The sequence below is a fragment of the Verrucomicrobiota bacterium genome, from assembly GCA_037139415.1.
In the GTDB taxonomy this organism is placed as follows: domain Bacteria; phylum Verrucomicrobiota; class Verrucomicrobiia; order Limisphaerales; family Fontisphaeraceae; genus JBAXGN01.
In genome coordinates this window covers 1-22,139 of record JBAXGN010000030.1, presented here as the reverse complement: position 1 = coordinate 22,139, position 22,139 = coordinate 1, and the positions used below count along the sequence as shown (strand labels likewise).

At 56.8% G+C, this 22,139-nt stretch carries 14 protein-coding genes; 11 read left to right on the top strand and 3 right to left on the bottom strand.

Going from position 1 to position 22,139, the window contains the following annotated elements; all coding sequences use genetic code 11:
• Window positions 1-17 precede the first annotated feature (17 nt).
• The 8 genes from WCO56_07365 (at window position 18) to WCO56_07330 (ending at window position 16,312) form a co-directional block, all read left to right on the top strand.
• Window positions 18-2,507, top strand: a complete 2,490-nt coding sequence (locus tag WCO56_07365; GenBank protein ID MEI7729374.1) for a DUF6288 domain-containing protein — start codon at window positions 18-20, stop codon at window positions 2,505-2,507.
• Window positions 2,508-2,591: 84 nt separating this feature from the next.
• On the top strand, window positions 2,592-6,272 hold the full coding sequence (locus WCO56_07360) for a HEAT repeat domain-containing protein (protein MEI7729373.1): 3,681 nt from the start codon (window positions 2,592-2,594) through the stop codon (window positions 6,270-6,272).
• A gap of 43 nt (window positions 6,273-6,315) precedes the next feature.
• The gene (locus tag WCO56_07355; protein MEI7729372.1) at window positions 6,316-8,697 is read left to right on the top strand and encodes a beta-L-arabinofuranosidase domain-containing protein; all 2,382 of its coding nucleotides are present in this window, start codon (window positions 6,316-6,318) and stop codon (window positions 8,695-8,697) included.
• 144 nt (window positions 8,698-8,841) lie between these two features.
• On the top strand, window positions 8,842-9,027 hold the full coding sequence (locus WCO56_07350) for a hypothetical protein (protein ID MEI7729371.1): 186 nt from the start codon (window positions 8,842-8,844) through the stop codon (window positions 9,025-9,027).
• Between the two features lie 80 nt (window positions 9,028-9,107).
• Window positions 9,108-12,545 carry a TM0106 family RecB-like putative nuclease gene (locus WCO56_07345; protein ID MEI7729370.1) on the top strand — a complete coding sequence of 1,146 codons (3,438 nt, stop codon included), beginning with the start codon at window positions 9,108-9,110 and terminating at the stop codon, window positions 12,543-12,545.
• A gap of 103 nt (window positions 12,546-12,648) precedes the next feature.
• Complete coding sequence (locus WCO56_07340) at window positions 12,649-14,199, top strand: AAA family ATPase (protein ID MEI7729369.1); 1,551 nt, start codon at window positions 12,649-12,651, stop codon at window positions 14,197-14,199.
• Window positions 14,196-15,764 (top strand): hypothetical protein, encoded by a 1,569-nt coding sequence (locus WCO56_07335; GenBank protein MEI7729368.1) that lies wholly within the window; start codon window positions 14,196-14,198, stop codon window positions 15,762-15,764. The genes WCO56_07340 and WCO56_07335 overlap by 4 nt, the downstream gene beginning before the upstream one ends.
• A 5-nt stretch (window positions 15,765-15,769) precedes the next feature.
• Window positions 15,770-16,312 (top strand): hypothetical protein, encoded by a 543-nt coding sequence (locus WCO56_07330; GenBank protein MEI7729367.1) that lies wholly within the window; start codon window positions 15,770-15,772, stop codon window positions 16,310-16,312.
• Window positions 16,313-16,339: 27 nt separating this feature from the next.
• Here the strand turns inward: WCO56_07330 and WCO56_07325 are convergent, their stop codons facing one another.
• The 3 genes from WCO56_07325 to WCO56_07315 are packed head-to-tail and all read right to left on the bottom strand — an operon-like array spanning window position 16,340 to window position 19,195.
• Window positions 16,340-17,200: a hypothetical protein gene (locus tag WCO56_07325; GenBank protein ID MEI7729366.1), complete on the bottom strand. Its 861-nt coding sequence runs from the start codon at window positions 17,198-17,200 to the stop codon at window positions 16,340-16,342.
• 48 nt (window positions 17,201-17,248) lie between these two features.
• A complete protein-coding gene (locus WCO56_07320; GenBank protein MEI7729365.1) occupies window positions 17,249-18,574 on the bottom strand; it encodes a PEP-utilizing enzyme in 1,326 nt (441 codons plus the stop codon).
• A gap of 36 nt (window positions 18,575-18,610) precedes the next feature.
• Window positions 18,611-19,195, bottom strand: a complete 585-nt coding sequence (locus tag WCO56_07315) for a hypothetical protein (protein MEI7729364.1) — start codon at window positions 19,193-19,195, stop codon at window positions 18,611-18,613.
• Between the two features lie 253 nt (window positions 19,196-19,448).
• Here WCO56_07315 and WCO56_07310 point away from each other — a divergent pair, with 253 nt between their 5' ends.
• The 3 genes from WCO56_07310 (at window position 19,449) to WCO56_07300 (ending at window position 21,485) form a co-directional block, all read left to right on the top strand.
• Window positions 19,449-20,132: a hypothetical protein gene (locus WCO56_07310; protein MEI7729363.1), complete on the top strand. Its 684-nt coding sequence runs from the start codon at window positions 19,449-19,451 to the stop codon at window positions 20,130-20,132.
• Between the two features lie 24 nt (window positions 20,133-20,156).
• Window positions 20,157-20,786 (top strand): hypothetical protein, encoded by a 630-nt coding sequence (locus WCO56_07305; GenBank protein ID MEI7729362.1) that lies wholly within the window; start codon window positions 20,157-20,159, stop codon window positions 20,784-20,786.
• A 156-nt stretch (window positions 20,787-20,942) separates the two neighbouring features.
• Window positions 20,943-21,485 (top strand): hypothetical protein, encoded by a 543-nt coding sequence (locus WCO56_07300; protein MEI7729361.1) that lies wholly within the window; start codon window positions 20,943-20,945, stop codon window positions 21,483-21,485.
• Window positions 21,486-22,139: the final 654 nt, after the last annotated feature.

The following is a 22,139-nucleotide window of genomic DNA, read 5'->3' as shown; positions in this document are numbered from 1 at the left end:
CAAGCATGAATCAGCACATGAAGCGTATTCTTGGAGTGTTCGTCTTGGCCATGAGCATCCTCCGTGTTTGCGCGGCGGCACCGGTACCGCCGCCGCCCGATCTTACGCGCAGCAATAACGTGGATCGCACGCTGACCTATAATCTGGGTTCCACCGGATTGCGCGGCTGGATTTATACCAAGGCGACGAATTTTTTTGAGAGCGTTCAGGGGCGAACCACGACGGCCAGCCGGCAAATCCTGGTTACGCATGTTGGTGCCAAGTCACCGGCGGATGGCGTGATGAAAGTGGATGACATCATCTTGGGCGCGGGTGGCAAACGGTTTACCAACGACGCCCGGAAGAGCATCGCCATTGCCATCCAGGAGGCCGAGCAGGAAGCCAATCAAGGCGTCTTGAAACTGACACGCTGGCGGGCGGGTAAAACCGAAGAAGTCCAACTCAAGCTGCGAGTCATGGGAACCTACAGCGATACCGCGCCGTACAATTGCCCCAAGTCCAAGCGTATTTTTGATGAGGCCTGCAAGGCGTTGGAGCGGGAGCCGCTGAAAGCGGATATCTGGGGCGCCATCAACGGTCTGGCTTTGATGGCCACCGGCAACCGCGACTGCATGCCGCGCGTGCAGGAACTTGCCCGGAAGATCGGGCCGCCCACGCTGAAACTGGAATTGAAAGACGGTATGGTGGTCTGGGATTGGGGTTACCGCAACCTCTTCCTCAGCGAGTACTATCTGCTCACCGGCGACCAGGAAGTGTTGCACGCCATTCGGCAATATACGGTGTCGCTCGCGAAGGGGCAGAGCATGTATGGCACCTTTGGGCACGGCATTGCCAGCCTCACTTCGGATGGCCAGCTTCACGGGTCCATCCCGCCGTATGGTCCGGTAAATGCCGCTGGCTTGATCGGCAACCTGGCGATCATCATGGGGAAAAAATGCGGCGTGTCCGATCCGGAGATTGATCCCGCGATTGACCGGGCCTCCAAGTTCTTCGGCTATTATGTGGACAAAGGCGCGATTCCTTATGGCGAACACATGCCATGGCCATATCATGATAATAACGGCAAGAACGCCATGACGGCTGTGTTGTTCGGCGTCCAGGGCGACCGGGCCAAGGAAGCGCAGTTCTTTGCGAAGATGGTCACGGCCTCGTATGAAAACCGCGAGTACGGGCACACCGGCCAGGGATTCAGTTATCTGTGGGGGGCGATGGGTGCCAATGTTGGCGGACCGGATGCGACCGCCGCATTTTTCAAGGAAGCCACCTGGCATCTTGATCTCGTGCGGCGTTGCGATGGTTCCTTCACCTATGATGGCGGTGAACAATACGGCCCCGGCAAAACCGACGATAATACCTATTACGGCAAAAGCGGCTACTATGGCCTGAGCCCGAACGCCTGCTACGTGCTCACCTATTCCCTGCCGCTGAAAAAACTCTGGATCACCGGTCGGGACGCGGCGCGGTCGAGCTGGCTGAGCAAAAAGGATGTCGCTGAGGCCATCGCCTCCGGACGCTTTGATGTGGAGCGCCGGCAGAAAAGCACGAAGGAAATCGTGGCGGCATTCGGCGATTGGTCGCCGGTCGTCCGTGGCTGGGCGGCGGAGGAGTTGGCCAAACGGCCCGAGGCGGTGACGATGATCCCCCAGTTAATCACCATGGCGGAAGGCCCCGACGCGCATGTCCGCCAGAGTGCTTGCGAGACGCTTGGTTACCTGAAGTGCGCCGAGGCGCTACCCGTCCTGGTCCGGCTGCTCACGCACGAAGACCGCTGGCTGCGGGTCAAGGCCGCCAATGCTTTGAAGAACATGGGGGATATCGCCAAACCAGTCATCCCCGACATGCTCAAGGCGGTCGCCCGGACCGCCGAACCGCTCCAGCCGATTGCCTGGGCCGACCCCATTCAGCTCACGCATGGCGAATTGGCGGCGGCTTTGTTCAAGGGCTTGTTGCGATCGTCCGTCAAAGATATCAGTCCGGAACTGCTCTATCCGGCGGTACGCGCAATTTCAAAGAACGCGGATGGCATGGCGCGCGCCACGCTGCGGGACCTTTTTGAACACAAACTGACGGCGGATGATGTGCAGGCACTAGCACCGGATATTCTCGAGGCCGTGAAAACGCGGTGTCCGGCGGACACGATGTTTGGCAATGAAATCCGCATGGGCGGATTCAAAGCCCTGACCAAGTATCATTTCAAGGAGGGGATCGACGTCGGGGTGATTTTTGCAAAAACCCAGGGCGGTCACGGCAGCGAAAAACGAACCGGGGAAATCATGAAGGAAATCGTGAGTTATGGCACAGCAGCCCGTCCAGTGATTCCAGCGTTGAAAGAATTGATTGTGGCCTTGAACGAGCAATGCAAGCGGGGGGAATTCCCTGCCGGTGAACTCAACAACCGGAGAGTCACAGCCGTGCAGGAGGCCATCAAAGCCATCGAAACCGCGACTACTCAACCCGCGTTGCGCAGCATTCGCCCGTCCACGACCGCATCCGGGAACAAACCGTAATCTGGAGATGAACACGCAGTGACTCAAAAAAACAAATTTATAATCGTGGTGGCAGGTTTCCTGGTATTGGGAAACCTGCCAAAGATGGCGGCTATGGCTGCGGCCGGCCCTTATGAACAACAGATAGAGGAACAATTGGCAAAGCTGGCCGATGCCTCCTCATCGGTGCGTGTGCGGGCCGCGGAGGCGCTGGGATTTTTGCGCGCCCGCCAAGCCGGGCCCCGTTTGGTGACATGTCTGGAGGATCCATCTCCCAAAGTGCGCCGTCAGGCGGTGCTGGCGCTTGGCTGGTGTGGAGAGCGGAGTGCCGTGGCACCGTTGCTGCAGCATCTCGACGATTCGGATTGGCTGACGCGCCAAGGTGCGCAGGTGGCGTTGACGGCGCTTACCGGCCTGGAATTCCCGTTTGATGCCCTGGCCCCGGCGGCGGTGCGGCAACAACAGGCGGAAGCATGGCGCACTTGGTGGCGGAGCGTTCCGGCGGATGGCATCCCTGATGAGGTGCGGGCGTTGCTCCAAAAGTCCCGGACGCGCACGACTGCGCCCTGGCAGATGACGGCATCCAGCACGTATCGCGGCCCCCTGGAAGTTTTGATCGACGGCCAGTTGGGACCGGGCTATTGGCAGACGAAGAATGTTCCGGTGCCACAATGGTGCCAGTTGGATCTGGGAACCACCCAACAGGTCGAACGGGTGACCGTGCATCAGTATGGCGCGGGTTATTGCGTGACCAACTACGACGTGGCTACCAGTCTGGATGGCAACCAATTCATGACGGTCGCGAGTGGGCAGAAGCTTACGCCGGTAACCTGGGATATCCCGTTTGCCTCCCGACCGGCGCGGTTTGTGCGCATTACCAGCCTTGGGTCTGAGAACAAGCAGTTCCCCACCACGTTTCGGGAGATTGAGATCAACGGGCAATCTGCAGTAGCCAAAGATCCCGAGACAGACTGGCAGCGGGAACGGGGTTTGCGCGCGCTGGGTGCGCTGGGCGGTGCCGGAGCGACAGCATTGGTGCTGCAAAATTTAGGTGCGGTGCCCGCCAACGATCAGGCCAGTCGTCCGGCGGTACGTGCCGGGCTGCGGGCGTTGGGCCAGTTGGGCGAGGCCAAGGGGCGGGATTATCTGGTGACACAGTTGGGAAATCCTTTCTGGGCCAGGGCGGCAGCAGAGGCTTTGGGGGACACGGGTGATCGTCGGGTGGTGGGGCCGTTGTTGGCGGCATACGCGCGTTTTGCCAAGCTGTTAAACGGCAAGAATCCCGCCGAAGTCCCGGTTGATGATGACATGAAGTTTCCTTCGGATGATCGCATGTTGGAGACGCCTTACTGGATCATCCATGCGCTGAGCCGCCTGCCGTTGGATGATCCGCAGGATCGCGAAACGTTGACTGCGCTGGCTCCCCGGCTGATGGCCAACCTGCCGGGAGATCATGACACATTTGTGCTGTATCAGCCGGAGGTTGCGCATCGGCTCACGCGTCATTTGCTGATGGTGGCCGGGCTTCGTCAGGAGGCGGCAGAACAGGCGTTTACCCAGCTCGGAATGGCCCGGAGGGTGGACAATCCTCGACCGGATTTGGCCTGGCCGGTGTTTCCGGCCGAACGCATGGCTACGTGGCTGCCGTGCGTGTGTACCGATGCCGCTGATCTGCCGCGGTTGACCGCGCTTTTGGAACACACCAACGGCTGGGTGCGCATCAACGCGGCAAAAGCATTGGGCTGGCTGGGGGATGCCCGGGCCGTTGCGCCGTTGGCGCGGATTTTAGCCGAAGCCAAAGCCGAGGGGGATTATGGCTGGAGCCGCACCTTCAAGGACGAAGAGTTCAATGATCCCTGCCCCCGCTGGCGCGAGGCCTTTTTGCGCGCGCTGGGCTTGCTGAAGGCGACGCCGCACACCGCGCTGATGGCCAAAATCATGGACGACGAAAAATCGGTGTTGGAAGTGCGGCTGGCCGCCGCGCAGGCGCTGGCTGATTTGGGAACGCCCGAGACCCTGGCGTTATTGCGCCGTGCCGCCGCCACCCATCCCTATGGCACGGTGCGCAACGCGGCCCAAGATGCCCTCCGGGCAAACGGGGGGCCGGGACCGGAGGAAACGTTCAGGCCGGTGACCGAGGTCCATAGGGAGGCATCGGCAGTGACCGGCGCGGGAAATTTACCGGGAATTTACGGCACGAACTTTAACGCGCTGCTATTCATCAAAGGAGCCAACGATCTACCCAATACCCCCCAAACGGTGGAGCAGGCAGATCGCTGGCGGCAGACGTATGTGGTGACGGATGAAGGACCATCGTATCGTCCAGGCGACAATCTTTACCTGCTCAGCCCACCGCAGCCGGATGGCAAGGTGACGCGCCTGACGCCGTTCACGAACGGCTGGATTGGCGAGCCGGAACTTTCCTGGGATGCGCGCCAAGTGGTCTTCACGCGACGGGAAGCGGATAGCCTCTGGTGGCATATCTGGATTATGAATATCGACGGGACCGGCTTGCGGCAGCTTACGCATGGAGCGTATCATTATGTGGGACCGGTCTTTTTGCCGGATGGCCGCATTCTTTGCGCCTCCAGCCATACGGGAATTCGCGATGAGTATCACGGGTATCTCTGCACAGCCCTGGGTATTCTTTCCGCCGATGGCGCATCGTTCCAGCCCATTGCCACGAATATTGGCCGGGATAACGAACCGGCGATTCTACCAGATGGCCGAATTGTTTTCAGCCGCCTGGAGGTGTTTTATTCGCGCAACAAAACGGAACTGGTGCTGCATGCCATGCACCCGGATGGCACGCGCGATACCGTCATTTACGGCCCCGAACGGCGGGCCTTCTGGCGGGCGCTCGACCACGGTCAACCGGGACCCGATGACGGCCAGGAAGCGCCGCTGACCCACCGGGTGTTACGCATGACCCAACCGCAGGGCATGCCGGATGGCCGAATTGTGGTCGCGACCCAGGGCGGTCTGGCCCTCGTGGGCTCCCGCGATGGCGAGCAGCTCATCTGCCCGGATTTTAAAACCCGAGCCTACACTACGCCGATGCCTTTAGCCGATGGAACCATCCTGTGTGCGACGACGTTAAAAACGCCGGATCGGAAAAAGGTGGACCTGGGAATTTACCGGCTGGACCCGCGTTCAGGGCATTTACAATTGATCTATAACGATCCCACTACGGCGGATTACGAGGCCCGCCCCGTCATTGCCCGGCGGCCACCGCCCGCGCTGGCCACCGACTCCCCGACCGAATCTTCCGGACGCATGCTGTGCGCGAGCGTCTTTAATACGCAGGAACCGGAAGTGCGGCGGCGTGGCCGGCTGATCCGCCTCGTGGAGGGAATGCCCGTGCCAAGCCGGCATGCGACGCATACCGGTCCGGATCCGGTGTGGAAAAACCACGGCGGCACACAGGGTCGCGTGCTGGGCACGGTGCCGTTGGCGGCGGATGGGTCCTTTTACCTCGAGCTGCCGGCGGACCGGTTGGTCCATTTGCAGGTTCTCGATTGCGATCGCCGCGTCATCAATAACCAAAGGACCTGGATCTATGCCCGCCCCGGCGAAACCAAGGCGTGCGCGGGGTGTCACGAGAACGCACAAACCACGCAGTTGCCGGTGGGCCTTCCCCAGGCACTGCAAGGTGGTCCCGTGCGTTGTATGCCGGAGCCCGGACAATTCACCTATCGCGCCAAGGCGTGGTTCAAAGGCAGTCTCCCCGCTGAAATCGAGGAGCGAACCCGAACGGTGCATGCGGTGAATCTCTTGGCGAGGTGAAGAGCGAAAACTTATTAACATGTAATACTTGATAAATATGACTATGCGAATTTTATCCGCCATCTCGACGGCCATCGTGTGTTGTTCTCTTGCCGCCACCACCCTCTCCGCCGCGGCGGCGGAGCCCGCCCCGGAGGGACCACTGGAGACAGTGCGCTTCCAGAAGGTGAAAATCGGCGGGTTCTGGAAACAGCAGATCAAACTGCAAACCGAGAAATGGATTCCGCACTGCGTCCGGCAGATGGAACAGGGAGGTGAGGGCCAGGAACTATTAAACCTGAGCGCCACCGGCCAGGCGCTGCGCGGCGAACCGGTGGGCAAATACCGGGGCGCACCCTGGAGTGACGCCTATGTGTACAACACCGTCGAGGCGATCTGCCTGGCGCTGGAGGTGGATCCGGAGGGCGACGCCGACCTCGCCAAGGCGCAGGCAGCACTGCGCGCCAAGGTCGAGGAATGGATTCCCATCATCCTGGCCGCGCAGGGTCCGGATGGCTACATCCACTCCTTCCACACGCTCAAGCAGCGCCCGCGCTTCACCGCCATCAGCGATCATGAATTCTATGTCATGGGATATTTGATGGAGATGGGCATTGCGCACTATCGGATGACGGGCGGCAAGGATCGCCGGCTCTACGACGCGGCGCTCAAGTGCGCCAATCTGTTGTGCGATACCTTTGGTCCGGCACCCAAACGCACCTGGAAGAACGGACATCCCGGTATGGAGCACGCCTTGTGTCGGCTCGGCGAGGCCGTAAATGCAAGTGACGGTGCAGGCAAGGGGGATAAATACATCGCGCTGGCCCGGCACTTTCTGGAGCACCAGCACGAGATCGAGCCCAATGCCTATAACCAATCCGAAAAGCCCGCCGTGGCGATGACTGAGGCAACCGGCCATGCCGTGCGCGCCACCTATTTCTACACCGCCATGGCGGATGTCGCCCGGATTCAAGGCAATGCCGCCTTCGGCACCGCCGCCGACCGCATCTGGACCAACGCCATTCACAAGAAGCATTACCTGACCGGCGGCGTAGGGGCATCGCACCAGGGGGAAGCGTTTGCGGGCGATTACGAGCTTCCCAACAACGGCTATTGCGAGGCGTGCGCGGGTTGCGGGCTCAGCTTCTGGGCCGAGCAGATGCACCGCCTGCACGCCAGCGCCCCGGCCTGCGACGTTCAGGAACGCGTGCTGTACAACAACGTGCTGGGCTCAGTGGCACAGGGTGGCGAGACGTTTTATTACCAGAACCCGCTGAGTTCCCGGCTGGCCCGCTATCCCTGGCACGGCTGCCCCTGCTGCGTCGGCAACATCCCCCGCACGCTGATCGCGATCAAGGACCTGATGTATTCGGTGAATGCCGGGCGCACCGTTCTGTACGTCAACCATTATGTGGATAGCGACGGCGAGATTCCCGCCGTCGGCAAGGCGGCCTCGCTGCGCCTGCGCCAGGCAACGCGTTATCCGTGGGATGGCGAGGTCACCTTCACCATGTCCCTGGCGACGCCCTGGGCCTTCACGCTGGCGCTCCGCATCCCGGACCGCACCGAGAGCGACCTGTACACCGCAACCCCGAAAGACGGCACGAACTTCACGGTAACGGTCAACGGGACTGCCCATCCGGTCATACTGAAAGACGGCTACGCCCGCATTGATCGCATCTGGAAGGCCGGGGACCGCGTCACCCTCACGCTGCCGCTGGAAGTGCAACGGGTGCGGTGCGATGAACGGGTCGTGGCCAATCGAGGACGCGTGGCCGTGCAGCGCGGACCGATTGTCTATAGCTTTGAGGATGTGGACCACGCCAAACCGGTTCGCTCGGCAATTCTCAAGCCGGACGCGGAACTCAAGACCGTGTGGCGGAGCGACCTGCTGGGCGGAGTCATGACGGTTGCCGGCGGCGGGCTGGTGGGTGTTCCCAACTATGTCCGATTGAACCGGGGCGGTGCATCGCAGGTCTGGCTGATTGAGGATCGCGAGAAAGCCGGCATCACCTCTCTGGCCAGCGTGGCGGATCTGACCGTCTCGTTCTGCCGTCCCGGCATGGATCCCTCAGCAGCCAACGACGGCGTTACCCCGCGCGACGCCAAGGATCGCTCGCTAAACAACTTTGATTTCTGGCCGCACCGGGGCACCGCCGAGTGGCTGCAATACGATTTCGGGAAACCAGTCCAGCTCAAATCCTCCTCGGTCTGGTGGTTTGACGACACCGGGCGCGGTGCCTGCCGCGTGCCCGCCTCATGGCGATTAACCTACAAAAAAACGGACGGCACGTGGGCCCCGGTGGAGGGAGTGACCGCCTATCCTGTGGACAAGGGGATTCTGGTCGAAGTGAACTTCACCCCCGTGACCACCTCTGCCCTGCGGCTTGAGATTCAGCAACAAAAGGAATTTTCCGCCGGCGTGTACGAGTGGTCAGTCCGGTAGCGAGTGGGACGAAAGCATAATCGAAATGCAGCCATGCATTTCGATTGATAACACCTTTGCGGGAGAGGATGGTTTTACGGCGCTGCAAGTCGCCAAGATTTGGTGTGACAGCATTTGGCACAGTGGATGTGGTAAGGTGTGGATATGAATGACAAGTATATCAGAGATCGGACCGGCAAAATCATCGGCTTTTTCGATGGTGATTTCATCAGAGACGGCGCAGGGCGTATCCTCGGCAAGTACACCAAAAGTGATAACTATACCCGTGATCGCGGCGGCAAAATCGTCGGCAAAGGCGACCAACGGATGCGGTTATTAGAGCGGCCCTGATGGTTCTTCGGAAAAGTCACCGAAAGCAAGGTTTGACAAAGCCGGGTCTCCGGCAAACACTTCACACCAAGCACTTTATTATGCACCAAACTAACGGGTACATGGTTTATTCGCCATCGGACTTGATTCGCTTCTTGGAATCACCGTTTGCGAGTTGGATGGAGCGGCTCCATCTGGAATGTCCGGAGCGTGTGCATCCGGATCAACCAACCGAAGAGCAGTTACTGATCGCCAAGACGGGGAACCAGCACGAGCAACGGTTTCTGGAGCAGCTTAAAAAAGAGAGGCGCGATGTCTGCGAAATTGCTAAAGGCCCTGCCGCCGCTGTCCATACCTTGCAAGCCATCGAAGCGGGTCGCGAGGTGATTTACCAGGCGTTTCTAAGCCGGGATGGATTCCAGGGTTATACGGATTTTCTGGTGAAGCTGCCGGGGGATCGTCCGCTTTATGAAGTTTGGGACACCAAACTCGCCCATGCAGTCAAACCGTACTACCTCGTCCAGCTCTGCGGTTACTCGGAAATGCTGGCCGCCATCCAAGGCCAAATGCCAACGCATACCAGCGTGGTGCTTGGTAACGGTGAGCACAAGCCATTCCGGGTCGAGGATTTCCTCTATTATTACCGCCGGTTGCGCCAGGCGTTTCTGGCGCAGATGGAGGTCTTCGACCCCAGCGGGCAACCGCCAATTCCCGAACCCCGCGACAATCATCGCCGGTGGCAGTCACATGCCGACCGGATTTTGCTCGAAACGGATCACCTGGCCCAAGTCGCTGGCATCAACACCAGCCAGATGAAGAAGCTGGCGGCGAATGGTATTACCACCGTCGCCGCACTCGCCAGGTCCCAGGGGAAAAGGGTGCCAAAGATGTCCGAGGACGTGCTGAAAAAACTCGTTGAACAGGCGGAATTGCAGGTCCAGACGCGGGAACTGCGCGCCAAGGCCAAGGCCGACGAGTTGGTAAGGCCAGTCTTCAAGCTCATCCAGCCCGAGCCAGACTCACCGCGCCGTGGATTGGAGCAACTTCCCCCTCCCTCGCCGTTGGACGTGTATTTCGATATGGAAGGCTACCCGTTGCACGAAGACGGCCTGGAGTACCTCTTCGGGGCGGTTTGCCACGACCGCATCGGGGAAGGCGGCAAACTGGAGTTCCACGACTGGTGGGGCCATGATCGTGCCGGGGAAAAGGCCGCTTTCGAGGGGTTCATAGATTGGGTCTGTGCGCGCTGGAACCGGGACCCGAAGATGCACATTTACCACTACGCGGATTACGAGCGCGCCGCTCTCCGTCGCCTGGCCTGCCGCCATGCCACCCGCGAGCTTGAGGTAGATGAACTCCAGCGCAACCGCGTGCTGGTGGATCTCTATCAGGTCGTGCGCCAGGGCTTGCGGGTCGGCGAACCCAGCTACTCCATCAAATCCATCGAACTGCTTTACCGCGAGAAACGAGCCAGCGACGTCAAAACCGCCGGGGAATCCGTCGTGTATTATGCCAACTGGATCGAGAGCAGGCAGCCTCGCGATTGGCGACAGGCGGAACTGCTCAAGAAAATTCGCGACTACAACGAGGACGACTGCCAGTCCACCCACCAACTGGTGGATTGGTTGCGCCAGGTGCAGAAGCAGAACGGCATAGCCTATCTGACACCCACCAAGGATGAGGCCGAGGTCACCGAGAAGAAACAGGAAATGCTGGCTGAATTGGCTGAACTCCGGAAACAACTGGAGGCCAAACTCGCTGGATGCGCCCCCGGTTCGCCCGAAGCGGGCATCACCGCGTTGTTGGCCGATTTGATCGAGTTCCACCGGCGCGAAAGCAAACCCGGCTGGTGGCGGCTTTTTGATTGGCTGGAAGACAAGACCCCTGGAGAACGGGAAGCCGACTTGAATAGCTTGGAGGGACTCTGGCTTTCCGGCGCTGCCCCGGTTAAAGAGAAGCGATCGTGGATTTATACCTACCAGTTTGACCCGGATAGCGAGACCAAGATCAGGCTTGGGGACGGAGTTAAGTTGGATCATATAAACCTGCCTTCGGCCATGGTAGCCGAAATGGATGCCAAAACCGGTCTGGTCAAACTGAAGATCAGCCAGCAGGAATTGACGAAACGATTGAACGGCGACATGCCGCACTCCACCGCGATTTTCCTCCACGAGGACATTAAGACAGGCCCGCTGGACACTGCTATTCGTGAGCTTGCGCAGAACTGGGCCACCCGGGGCACCCTGCCCGCTGCGTTGCACCGTTTTCTGCTCCGCCAACCGCCGCAGATACCCGGCGTTACCCCCGGACATTCCTTGGCGCAGCCCGGTGAACCAGCCGCCGAGGCCGCGCTGAGGGTCGTTCAAACCATGCGGAACTCCACCCTCTGCATCCAAGGGCCGCCCGGTACAGGCAAGACGACTACGGCTGCCAGGATCATCGCCAGCTTGCTGAAGGCGGGAAAAAAGGTCGGCATCACATCCAACAGCCACAAGGCGATTCAAAATCTGTTGCGGGCTGCGGGCAGGGAAACGCAAGGGACGCTGATCGGCGTCTATGCCGGCAAGGGGGATGAAGAGGCTGCCGAGTCGGCCAAGGCTGAATTGAAAACCGATTGCCCAAGGCTGGTGGTGGTCAAGGGCGGGTCGGATGCCGTAGCGGTCTATTCGGCGGGCGTCTTTGCCGGTACGGCTTGGCCGTTCGCCAGTGACGATATGCAAGGTCGGCTGGATTACCTGTTCGTGGATGAGGCCGGCCAGCTCTCGTTGGCGAAGCTCGTGGCCGTTTCCCGCTCCGCTGCCAATATCGTGCTCATGGGCGACCAGATGCAGTTGGAGCAGCCGGTGCAAGGAACCCATCCCGGCGAGAGCGGCCAGTCGCCGCTCAACTATTACCTGCAAAAACACGCCACCATCCCCGAAAGCCTTGGCATCTTTCTCGGCGTTTCGTACCGCATGCACCCGGAGATTTGCCAGTTCGTTTCCAAGATGGCCTATGAAGGTCGCCTGACCGCCGCCGAAGCCAATAAAAACCAGCGGCTAACCTTGCCGCCCGCCGGAGGCAAGCACGTGACCAAGGAAGCCGGCATCGTATTCAGCCCCGTGGAACACGAGGGCAACACCCAAGGCAGCAATGAGGAAGTGGCGCGGATTCTGGAAATCGTCAGGGAACTGCTGGGACGAACGCTGACTGACCGGAATGGCCAAACCAGGCCGCTCGCCTTGGTTGACATTCTCTTCGTCGCGCCGTACAACCTGCAGGTGCGCAAACTCCAACAGGCATTGCCCGCCGCTCAAGTCGGTTCCGTGGACAAGTTCCAGGGCCAGGAAGCCCCTGTGGTCATTGTCTCGATGTGCTCCAGTGCCGGGGAGTTCGGTTCGCGTGGTTTGGATTTCCTACTCGATAAGAACCGGATGAACGTAGCCATTTCACGGGCGAAGACGCTTGCGATTGTGGTTGGCGACCCACGGATTGCCACCACTGAAGCAAGTAATATTGAGCAGATGGAAAAGTTGAACCTTTTTTGTAAATTGGAATGAGGTCTTGAAAACTATTTCACACTCCAAACATGGACAGACCAAGGCTAGCATGACCTCGTGTTGATACTTGCTGAAAAAAGGATCCGAAAAACATTTAAACATTATGACATACACATTAAAACTAGGCAACGACTCAACAATTTGCAGCTCGGATAAAGAACTGCTATACAAAGTAGTTCATGAACTCATAATCCAGGGTGTGAACCTCACCGATCTGGAAAATACCGGGTGTGTCTTTCAGCAAATAACTGGTAACGACAAAGACGACGTTCTCGAAAATACGATCCAAAACACGATTGAACAGAGAAAAAAACAAAAATACCCCCATAAGTGGACCTACGGAAGACCTCAAGCCAAACCGCTGCGCGAAGTGTTGATCTCCCTTCAACCCAATCGCTATATGCTGCTCCTCCAGAGTTGTCCGCTTCGCCTACGTAATTTAAAGACGATTGCTGAAGCCAAAAAGGTGAATTGGGTACTCGATGAAGATGTGCAAAAGGCGCCAATCGCTGGACAAGGCAACGGTATCGAAAATCCAAAAGAAAAAAGTAGTGTTACGCGCCCAACAGAATCTACACTCTGTCCGAATGTCATTCTCTTTGGACCGCCCGGGACAGGCAAGACTTATGCTGCCATTTCTGTTGCTGCCCAGATACTCGATCCTGATGCAGACGAGAATGGTACTTGGAATTATTTTGTAGACACCGCTTCTGAGGATGAAAAGGAGGCAAGAAACTCTAGTCGGGAAAGCTTTGCTACTAATCGGGGTACGCGCATCCATTTCATCACATTCCACCAAAGTTATAGCTATGAGGATTTTATTGGAGGACTCAGACCTGTCACAGACGGCGGTGCTAACCTTCGGTTCAAATGGGAGCCCGGCATCTTTCTCCGCGCTTGTGCAGCCGCCTTCAAGCAAGCCCAAAAGACCAAAGCTCCCGAGGAAAAGTCATTGGCCGACGATGTTGACAAGTTCTTGAACTTTTGCAGCACCGCCAATTTGGATAGTTATAAAGAACAGGAAGGAAAGCCGTACCCTTCAGTCGTCCTTGTCATTGACGAAATAAACCGGGCAAATATGTCGCGGGTTTTTGGGGAGTTGATCACGCTGCTGGAGGACGACAAACGGCTTGGTGGCCAGGAGCAGTTAATCGTGTCGCTCCCAAATCATCCGAAAGGATTAATGTTCGGCGTGCCCAAAAACCTGATTATCATTGGCACCATGAACACGGCGGATAAGTCACTCGCCCTACTTGACCTTGCCCTGCGTCGCAGGTTTGAGTTTGTGCGACTTGATCCAACAGAAAGTGTGCTCAGCGATGGGATTCCGAATGTCGGCAACCTTCAGAATATCCTTGTCAATTTGAACAAAAAAATTGCAATCCGAAAGAAATCAACGGACTTTGCCATTGGCCACGCATACTTAATGAACGTAAAGGACAAGGCTTCGTTTGAGGCCGTACTGGACCGGAAAATTGTTCCGTTGCTCGAGGAATACTTTGGAGGAAATCAGGAAACAGTACTAGACGTTTTGAAAGCGGCTGGAGTCCAAATCTTGGAGCAGACGATCCCTAATAATGACGGTAAAGCTTATCGATTCATCGAGCGACCTGTCCGGTTGGAGAATAAGGACAAACCACAAATCGCATCTTGAACCCGATTGACTTTTTTGATTACCGCGAATTGCCACTCGGCAGAAGTGATGCCGTAGATTGGTTCTCACGTCACTGTTCTGGTCTGGAGGATTTTCTCTTCGAAACATGGAAGAATCGGCCGCAATCGCAGTCAGGATTTTGGGCGGCGACCAATAACTCGGACGGGAATTCCGATGACAGCGACGAAGACGAAATCCAGAGTGAAACAGAGCAGCCTTATCTGCTGAAGAAGGGAGACCGCTTTGAAGCCGGGCGTTTTGTTGGGACCATCTGGTACGAAGGCCGGACGATTAACATTTGGCCACGGGTGTTCCAAACTAAATTCGAGACAATCAAGAATAAGCAGGATTCAACACCGGAAAAACAAGAACCGCAGGTGCAGGGAATGCGTGGGCTAATGACGCGGAACCTGCTGCACTGGGCTTCGAGAGCGGGATATTTCGAAGGGCTGAATCCAGGGGTGGCAGATAGTGCCCCGGCTTCCTTGCAAACCTTTTTTGACGCTTATCTTTGGCTATTCGCCAACCATGCGCGAAAGCTGGTGGCCACCCAGCCCTACTGGCAGTACCAGTTGCAGGAAGAAGAGGGCGTGGTGCTGCGCGGACGGTTGCTGATCAACCCCTACATCCGCGACTGCCTAGCACGCGGGCGATGGCATCGCTTGGTGTACGAGCACGAGCCATTCATCTTCGACAACCTGTTGAACCAAATCATCAAGCGCGCCTGCCGCGTAGCCCGCGCCTGTACGGATGCGGACGAGGTGAAGGAACTTCTGGATGCCATCATTTTTGAGATGGACGAAGTGGAGGATGTGCCGCGAATCGCCGCTGATTGCGACCGGGTTCATCTGAACCGCATGCAGGCTGGCTACCTTGAGGTTCTGGATGCGTGCCGAATGATTCTTGCCGTCGCCCAGGCTGACGCCTCTGGACAAACAGGGCGGCGCTTCTGCTTTCTGCTGCCTATGGACCGGCTGTTCGAGTCGTATCTTCGCGCCTTAGCCACTGAATCGCTGGCGAATACCGACTGGGAAATGGACAATTCACAACCGTATCTAATCCGTAATAAGGATGCGAAGGATGCGTTTCAGCTTAAACATGACCTCTTCTTCAAGAACAAGAAAGATAAGTGCGTGAAAGAGCAGTGTGTGATTGCGGACGCGAAATGGAAACATCGCACCAGAAAGGCAGAGCGGAATCAGGCCAATCTTGGTGTCACCCAAGGCGACATGTATCAGATGATTGCCTATGCCTACCGCCGATCTTGCAATAACGTACATCTGCTATATCCGAAGATGGACTTGGGCACAGAGGAAAAAACAGGGGAAGCCAAGCCAATCGGCACCTTCAAGACCTGGCCTCACAATGAGGATGAAAACTCCGGCCATGCGATCACCATCAAGGTGTGGGACCTGAAGATTCACTTTGAGGAAGCCTCAAAAACCGATGAGCATGGGAATACGCCTGAAGAAAATGCCATCAAGCGGGCCTTTCAGGGCATGCTGGATAATTCCCAAAAAACGAACACAACAGCCGCTACCGAAACCCAACCTGCAACGCTATGAAACCCATGATTCAAAAAAAACTGCCGTCGGGCACCCAAACCTCTGGCATTCGGACACGCCATCCCGTCCCACGTCCGGTTGCGCTCCGACTCGAGTTTAACGGGAACAGGGCGCATTTGTCGCTGGACGCAAAACTGGCCAGGACGGCGAAGCAAGTTTTCGAGGTGACAGTAAGCGCCAGCAAGTTCGAGACCCGTTACGAGTTGCCGCGCAGCCGGGCCAAGGCGCTGCGCGCTTTAAAGCGGAATGGCTTCAATTCGCATACGGAAAACGCTGACGCCATCAAGGTGCTGCCGGGCGATCCCGGATTTATGGATCATGTGCATGATTGGTTTCGTGGGTATCCGCGCTCCCGGCGCACCTGGAAGTCGCTGGCCGAACTGCCCAAGGGGGAATACCGGAAGCGCCGGGTGCAGGTGTATGAGTATTATTGCCACAAAGGGCTTAAGGCGGTGACGCTCGAACTGGATAACGGCAAACAAGTACGGGTCGAAAACCCGGCGAACGACTTCGACTGGAAATCGTTCCTGAAACGCACCGGTCAGTGACATTGCCCAACCCGACTGCCTCTGCCGTCAGTCTCCGCGAAGCGCCTGCTTTTGTGGTTCAATGACGGCGCAGGTTTTCATAAAATCGCTATCAATGAAGTCCTTCAGGGCCGGCAGAAACTGTTCAAGCAGCTTGGGTACGTCCTCCAGTTGTTGCTTGAATGACGAACGGGCCGGGTTCGAAAGCTGTTGGCGAAAGTGTTCGAGTTTTTCAAGCAGAGCCAGGTCAGGGGCAGAAAGCAGCAGCATGCCCTTGAGGCTTCCGGGAAGACGCGCTTTAATGGTGGTTGAAATTTCCTCGTTTGCCTGCCGCAGCAACGCAACCTGTTCTTCAAACCGGCCATACGCCTCCAAATCGTCCGTTTCTACGCGGCTAACGGTTAGGATTGAAACGCACTGGGCAAGCAATCCCTCCAGAATCTGGCATCCCCGGTAAAAGATCCCCATGCGCAGCGTTGGGGGTTGCGCCGTCAGTGGCTCCCAGGCCTTCAACTTGGATTTTGCCCACTTCTGAATCTCCGCCAGCGATTCACCGGCGGGAAGTGTGGATGCGCGTGGCCGTATTGTCTCCTGCGGCAGCATGGCCGCAAGGGTTTTGGGGTCCAGGACATGGGGATCAAAACCTGCCTCTTTGCCTTTTTCCATGTCCACGTAATAGCCTCGCTTTTCCGCGTCATAAAAGATCGGCCAGTTGAGGGAATCCCGAAGGCACTGAAGGTCTCGGAACACCGTTCGCCGATCATGCGAGAGCTCTCGTCTATCCAGTTCATCCACAAGTTTATCCATGGACGGGTAGTTCAAGCTTTTGATAAGGTCCAGGACCGCAATGACGCGACGCAGCATTTCTCTAGTGTTAATGGCCTTCGGTTTAATTGATTTCTTTTTCATGTGTCTCATAGTGCTCGGCGGGGCGGCCCAATGTCAACCGCCACGTTGTCAAAAATATTCACGCCGGCGCAGCCACGTGTAGAACTGCGGAATGTCCTCATGCTTCAAAGGCACCCCGTTCACCATGATCCGGCACCGTTTGACGATCCTCGAGTTTGGAATCATCCGGCTCCCACCTCCCCGGATGGATTCTGCTGTCCAAGCCTCGGCGGGGGACTGAACTTCACACTCAAGCTCAAAGCGAATACTGGAGACTTCGATCAAGTTGAGGTCATGTTGGTTAAGGCCCGTAAACTCAAATCCCACCAACTGACTTTGCTCTTGCAGGCAAATGGGGGACCCGATCTCCCAGAGCACTCGGCTATGCGATTGTGACTTGCCTCCTGCCGAAAGGCCAAGCCGCCGCTCAATCGCCGTAAGGAGACCACAAATAATTTCGCTGTAGTTTTGTCGGTCCACAGTTTCAATTTGAACCATGTTAGTCCGCGCCTTGACGGGGTTTTCCCTGTTGGGCAAAGCCCTCCGACGCGGAGAATTTTTGGTCGGCTGGTTACTGTTTGGTTGTCCGGGCAGCGGTAATTCATGGCGCATGAAATCCCATATCCGCCACACATTCCCCGCGCAGTTTGCTGGGACGTGTCCCGAAGTTACAGCATACGCGATGATCAGCCATAAACTGCGGAGTTCGGAGTGGGACTTCCACGGCCTCGTTTCAATCTGGGCCTGCCCGGCAAAAACCTCACCGGTTATGCCGTCAATCGTCAGCCAATCTCCCGCGTGCAAGGGAGCGTGTCCCGGCAGGGTAAACAAGTGCTCTTCGTGGCTCAGTTCCCCTTTTTGGAAGCCAACGATACAAGGTTTTCCCAACTGCCGGCAAAGCATTGCTGCATGGGAGCTGATTCCCCCCATCCGGGTTAACATGCCAGCGCAGGCTTTGGTGGCGTGCAGACTTGGGGCGTGCCGATCACTTAAAATCAAGGGGGGCGGACACCCCGGAATCACGGGGTCATCCGCTTCCGATCGCCAAATCGCAATCCTTCCCGAGGCGGCCCCACCACCGGCGGGCAAACCCTTTCCGAGTAATTCCAGACGTGCCTTATCAACGATCTCCGGACGCAGAAACTGCGCGACGTCCGTTGGCCTGATCCGTTCCAGGAACTCTTCGGGTGCGGTCAGCCCCTCTACCAGGAGTTGAAGTTGCACCCGAGTGTTTTCCAAGGGCAACAGCCGCGCCTTCCTGACGGAGGTTACGTAGAGTGCTCCGTTGTCAAAGGTGAATTCAATATCGGCACAATCCCTTAGCCAGCGCTCGGCGGCTTCACCAGCTTGAAGGAGATCCCGATACACAGACGGACAGCGAGATTTGAGTGACATAAAATAAAGACGTTGTTAACCAAAGTACTGAAACCGTCATTGGCCAGTGACTACCCTGTTTTTTTCCCGAACTGCCTTGGCACTGCGGCGGCCACGTGGCTGGGGCTGCATTGAGCCCCGTTTTCCAGTGGCGGTTCGGCACGCGTTGCTGATCCCCTCAGCCGCCTCCTTGGATCGCTCAACTCCCGCACTGCAATGGATAAGAACCGGTTTGGGCAGACTTTCAAAGGCTGATAGCAGCCTGGCCTGCAGTGTCGGTTTGGCAACCACGACGCCCTGGTCTAAGTGGGAGATCTGGCGTACTTCTAAACCCGCGTCAGCATAGTACTGGGCCAGCGGTGCTTCCAGGCGGCGATAATAGACGTCCATTTCATCCTCCGAAAGCATGTTAATCACTGATCGAATGCCTTGTCGCCCCAATTCCTCCAGCCATCGTTCCACTACATGTGTCGAAACGCTGTAGTCTGGGTACCCAGGTCGCCCACTATAGGCCAGCACCCCAGGAATTGCCCACTGAATTCCCGTTTCCTGAACAATCTCCAAGATCGGTTCGACCGCCAGATCGCGGCGGTCACTGGTTGGCGTGGAGCCCTTCTGGGCTGTTGGTTTCTTCGTGCTCATGGGTGAGTTTATTCCAGTATCAGCCAGACTGCCATGCTCGCACAACCTTTTTTAAGGCTGTTTTGCCGGAATTGGCAGTCCACCAACCCACTGGGATCAATGTGTCGAGTATTTCTCATAGGCCAAGCTTAGCACACCGGGTGTGACACCCGCTGTCATCATTAATTTTCAAAAAAAGTTCTGCTGGCCGGAAGTGGTTCCCGAATATGACCGAAGTTGTCACACCCCTTGTGCTAAATTGTGGCCAATATTTATGAATGATATTGATAGCTTGTTTGAAGACATACAGCCTGCGCGCAAGAAAAAGCGTGCGGATAACACCGTAATCACGGTCACCGACTGCGACCGGTCCTCAGAGCTGGCCGAAATCAACGACGAACTGATTGCCCGGTTCCAAACCAAACCCAAACTATTAATACTTAAATTTTTGGGCATCAACGAGATGAATCTGGATTCGGCGCTGGTGCTCCACGAGACATTGAAGCATCGTCCGCCGGATATGAAGCTCGTGACGGATGCTTGCTCGCCCATTATTGGCCCAGGCGTGCTGATCTGGCTGTTGGGAGACGTTCGCCGGATTCGCCCCACCGCCTGGATCTTCTTCCGTGGACCACGCAGCCACCGGGAGAGAGGCCACCGCCCGCCTTGGCGGGAGGCTGGGGAATGGTGGCAACAGCAGGAGGACACAACCACGCCAGATTTGCGGGAGATAGACTACCACACGTTGCTTCGGCTAATAAACGACTACCTGCCAGTTAAACTCCTGGCTGGCAAGCCGCTGACGCCCCATATTCTAGGCGAGTATTGTCTTCTGGGCGACGAACCGACCGGAAAATTGACTGGCGACCAAGTCACTGGCGTCGCTGCTGCCAAGAAAACCAGTCCCCCAGAACCGAAAGTGAACAGCCAGCCTTCGCCAAACCGCCACAACCCCTGATATCAGAACCTGCATCAACCGACTATGAACCACCAAATTTTACAACTTCGCGATCCGAAGGAGGAAGTCCGGCGGATCCTCTACAGTATGGGTTTTATTGCCAAGGACCACATTCTGCTGGCTGAGAAGCTCTTGGCGCAACCACCGACAGAGGAGTTTGAGCGAGTTATTAAAACCGAAAAGCACGTATATCGCGAGCTGCACCTCCGCACGCTGCGTCATCTGGTTCTGCACGCGAGGGATATTGATATGCAGTTGGATGAGCTTTATGGCATCGGCCAGAAACCAGTCGTGGACTTCCGCGCCTCCGCTATTGCACAGTTTCGGCAAGTTTATGCCAAAACCAACTTCCGGCTCGCGACGGTGCTCACAAGGTTCGCCTTCAACTGGACGGCGCTGGAAGACATGGCCATGGTTGCTGACCACATCGGGCAGAAAATCCAGGTTTACCTTCCCCGTGACGGGGAACCGCCGAGGTCCTTTGTGCAGGACACGGATCGCCAACGTCAACGTTGCGCGTTGGAGGAATTGGTCCGAATGCCAGCACCGGACTATTGTCACGCCTGTGATTGCCTCAGGACCGCCTTAAAAGCTGTTCCGTCGGCACAGGACGCACCTCAAATGCGTCCACAAATGTCACAGACCATCGTATAAACTGACGCTGGCACCAGAAAGGAATACGTTATGACACCAGGACCAACTATCATCCTCAAATGCTCAGTTTGCGGGAAATACATCGAGCGGCACACGATCGCTTCCGGAAACACGTGCGGCGCACGTTTCTGGAGTGACGGAAAACGGGAGGCGCCCATGCTTCCCGACCAGCCATGGCTGATCAAATGTCCGCATTGCGCGGCACTCGTTTGGGTTGATGAGCAGGAACAAGTCGGCGAAGAGTGTGAGTATCAATTAAGTGATGTTGAGAATTCCCTTGGCTGCGAAACTCCCTCCCTCCAAGACTATTTGGCCTTCCTTGCCAAAGGTGTGTTTAAACGGGACAAGGAACAATATCTCAGAATGCGGGCGTGGTGGGCGGGGAACGATCAACGCCGCTTGAACCCCAATGCCGAGCCCATGACGGAAGAAGAGCGCACTAACCTACGGGCTTTATCGGTTCTGTTTGATGAAAAGAACGAACAGCAACGGATTATGAAGGCCGAGGCTTTGCGAGAACTAGGCCAGTTTGCCGAGGCGGAATCCCTGCTAGGTAGGCCATTCCATCCAGAACTCGCCGAAGCTGTAGCCATAATCAGGCAACTGGTCGTCCAGAAAGAAATCGCGGTCCGGGAGATGTTCCGTGAAAGGCCTGAACGGCAACCAGTCCAATCACGCAGACGAAGGCATCGGGCATAAAACTCCATGGTTAACGCCCTCTCCATCCTGCCAAAACCCATGTCAAATATTTTTTACAAAAAAATATGTCATGTATTGTCATCGTGTGGCGCGAATAGTGTATTGATTGTCCAATATAAATAGGTGCCCCGAGCAAAAAGGCAGCGCCGCCATAAAATCCGGGTGTATAGGTAGCGGTGCAAAAAACGATGCATAGCATGAATACCAAAAGTCAGACTGGAACCAGAACTGGGGAAGGCCGCAGCCCCGGCCAAGTAGCCGACGACGTCAGTCGGCGCATATTTCGGTTTTGGCCCATCAGCAGTTACACCCGGACTTACGCTACCCGAGCAGGTCAGCTCGGAATGTCGTCAGTCGGCGCATATATCAGTCGCTCCAGGGTTCAATGCGCGAACTTATTTTGGGAGAGTTCACTCCCTGCTCCGTTCTCTCAACGATCAACCAACTTGGCACGCGTCAAAACCAGGGTGACAAAAAGTGAAAAAAAGTGAAAAAAGGTGAAATAAAGTGCAAAACTCACTTCGCATCCATCCCGATGGCAGTTTCTCCCCATTTTTCTGCCCACAACAATATTTCTGCAAAATCGGTTTCATGGGTTGTTTCATTCATCATTTTGCCTTCTGCCTTTTGCCTTTCGTTTTTTCCCTCCCGGAG

Coding starts and splice junctions, on each gene's coding strand:
- WCO56_07345 (MEI7729370.1), top strand. CDS start 9,108: ATGCACCAAACTAACGGGTACATGGTTTATTCGCCATCGGACTTGATT.
- WCO56_07355 (MEI7729372.1), top strand. CDS start 6,316: ATGCGAATTTTATCCGCCATCTCGACGGCCATCGTGTGTTGTTCTCTT.
- WCO56_07340 (MEI7729369.1), top strand. CDS start 12,649: ATGACATACACATTAAAACTAGGCAACGACTCAACAATTTGCAGCTCG.
- WCO56_07305 (MEI7729362.1), top strand. CDS start 20,157: ATGAACCACCAAATTTTACAACTTCGCGATCCGAAGGAGGAAGTCCGG.
- WCO56_07325 (MEI7729366.1), bottom strand. CDS start 17,200: ATGAAAAAGAAATCAATTAAACCGAAGGCCATTAACACTAGAGAAATG.
- WCO56_07310 (MEI7729363.1), top strand. CDS start 19,449: ATGAATGATATTGATAGCTTGTTTGAAGACATACAGCCTGCGCGCAAG.
- WCO56_07300 (MEI7729361.1), top strand. CDS start 20,943: ATGCTTCCCGACCAGCCATGGCTGATCAAATGTCCGCATTGCGCGGCA.
- WCO56_07315 (MEI7729364.1), bottom strand. CDS start 19,195: ATGAGCACGAAGAAACCAACAGCCCAGAAGGGCTCCACGCCAACCAGT.
- WCO56_07350 (MEI7729371.1), top strand. CDS start 8,842: ATGAATGACAAGTATATCAGAGATCGGACCGGCAAAATCATCGGCTTT.
- WCO56_07360 (MEI7729373.1), top strand. CDS start 2,592: ATGGCGGCTATGGCTGCGGCCGGCCCTTATGAACAACAGATAGAGGAA.
- WCO56_07320 (MEI7729365.1), bottom strand. CDS start 18,574: ATGTCACTCAAATCTCGCTGTCCGTCTGTGTATCGGGATCTCCTTCAA.
- WCO56_07330 (MEI7729367.1), top strand. CDS start 15,770: ATGATTCAAAAAAAACTGCCGTCGGGCACCCAAACCTCTGGCATTCGG.
- WCO56_07365 (MEI7729374.1), top strand. CDS start 18: ATGAAGCGTATTCTTGGAGTGTTCGTCTTGGCCATGAGCATCCTCCGT.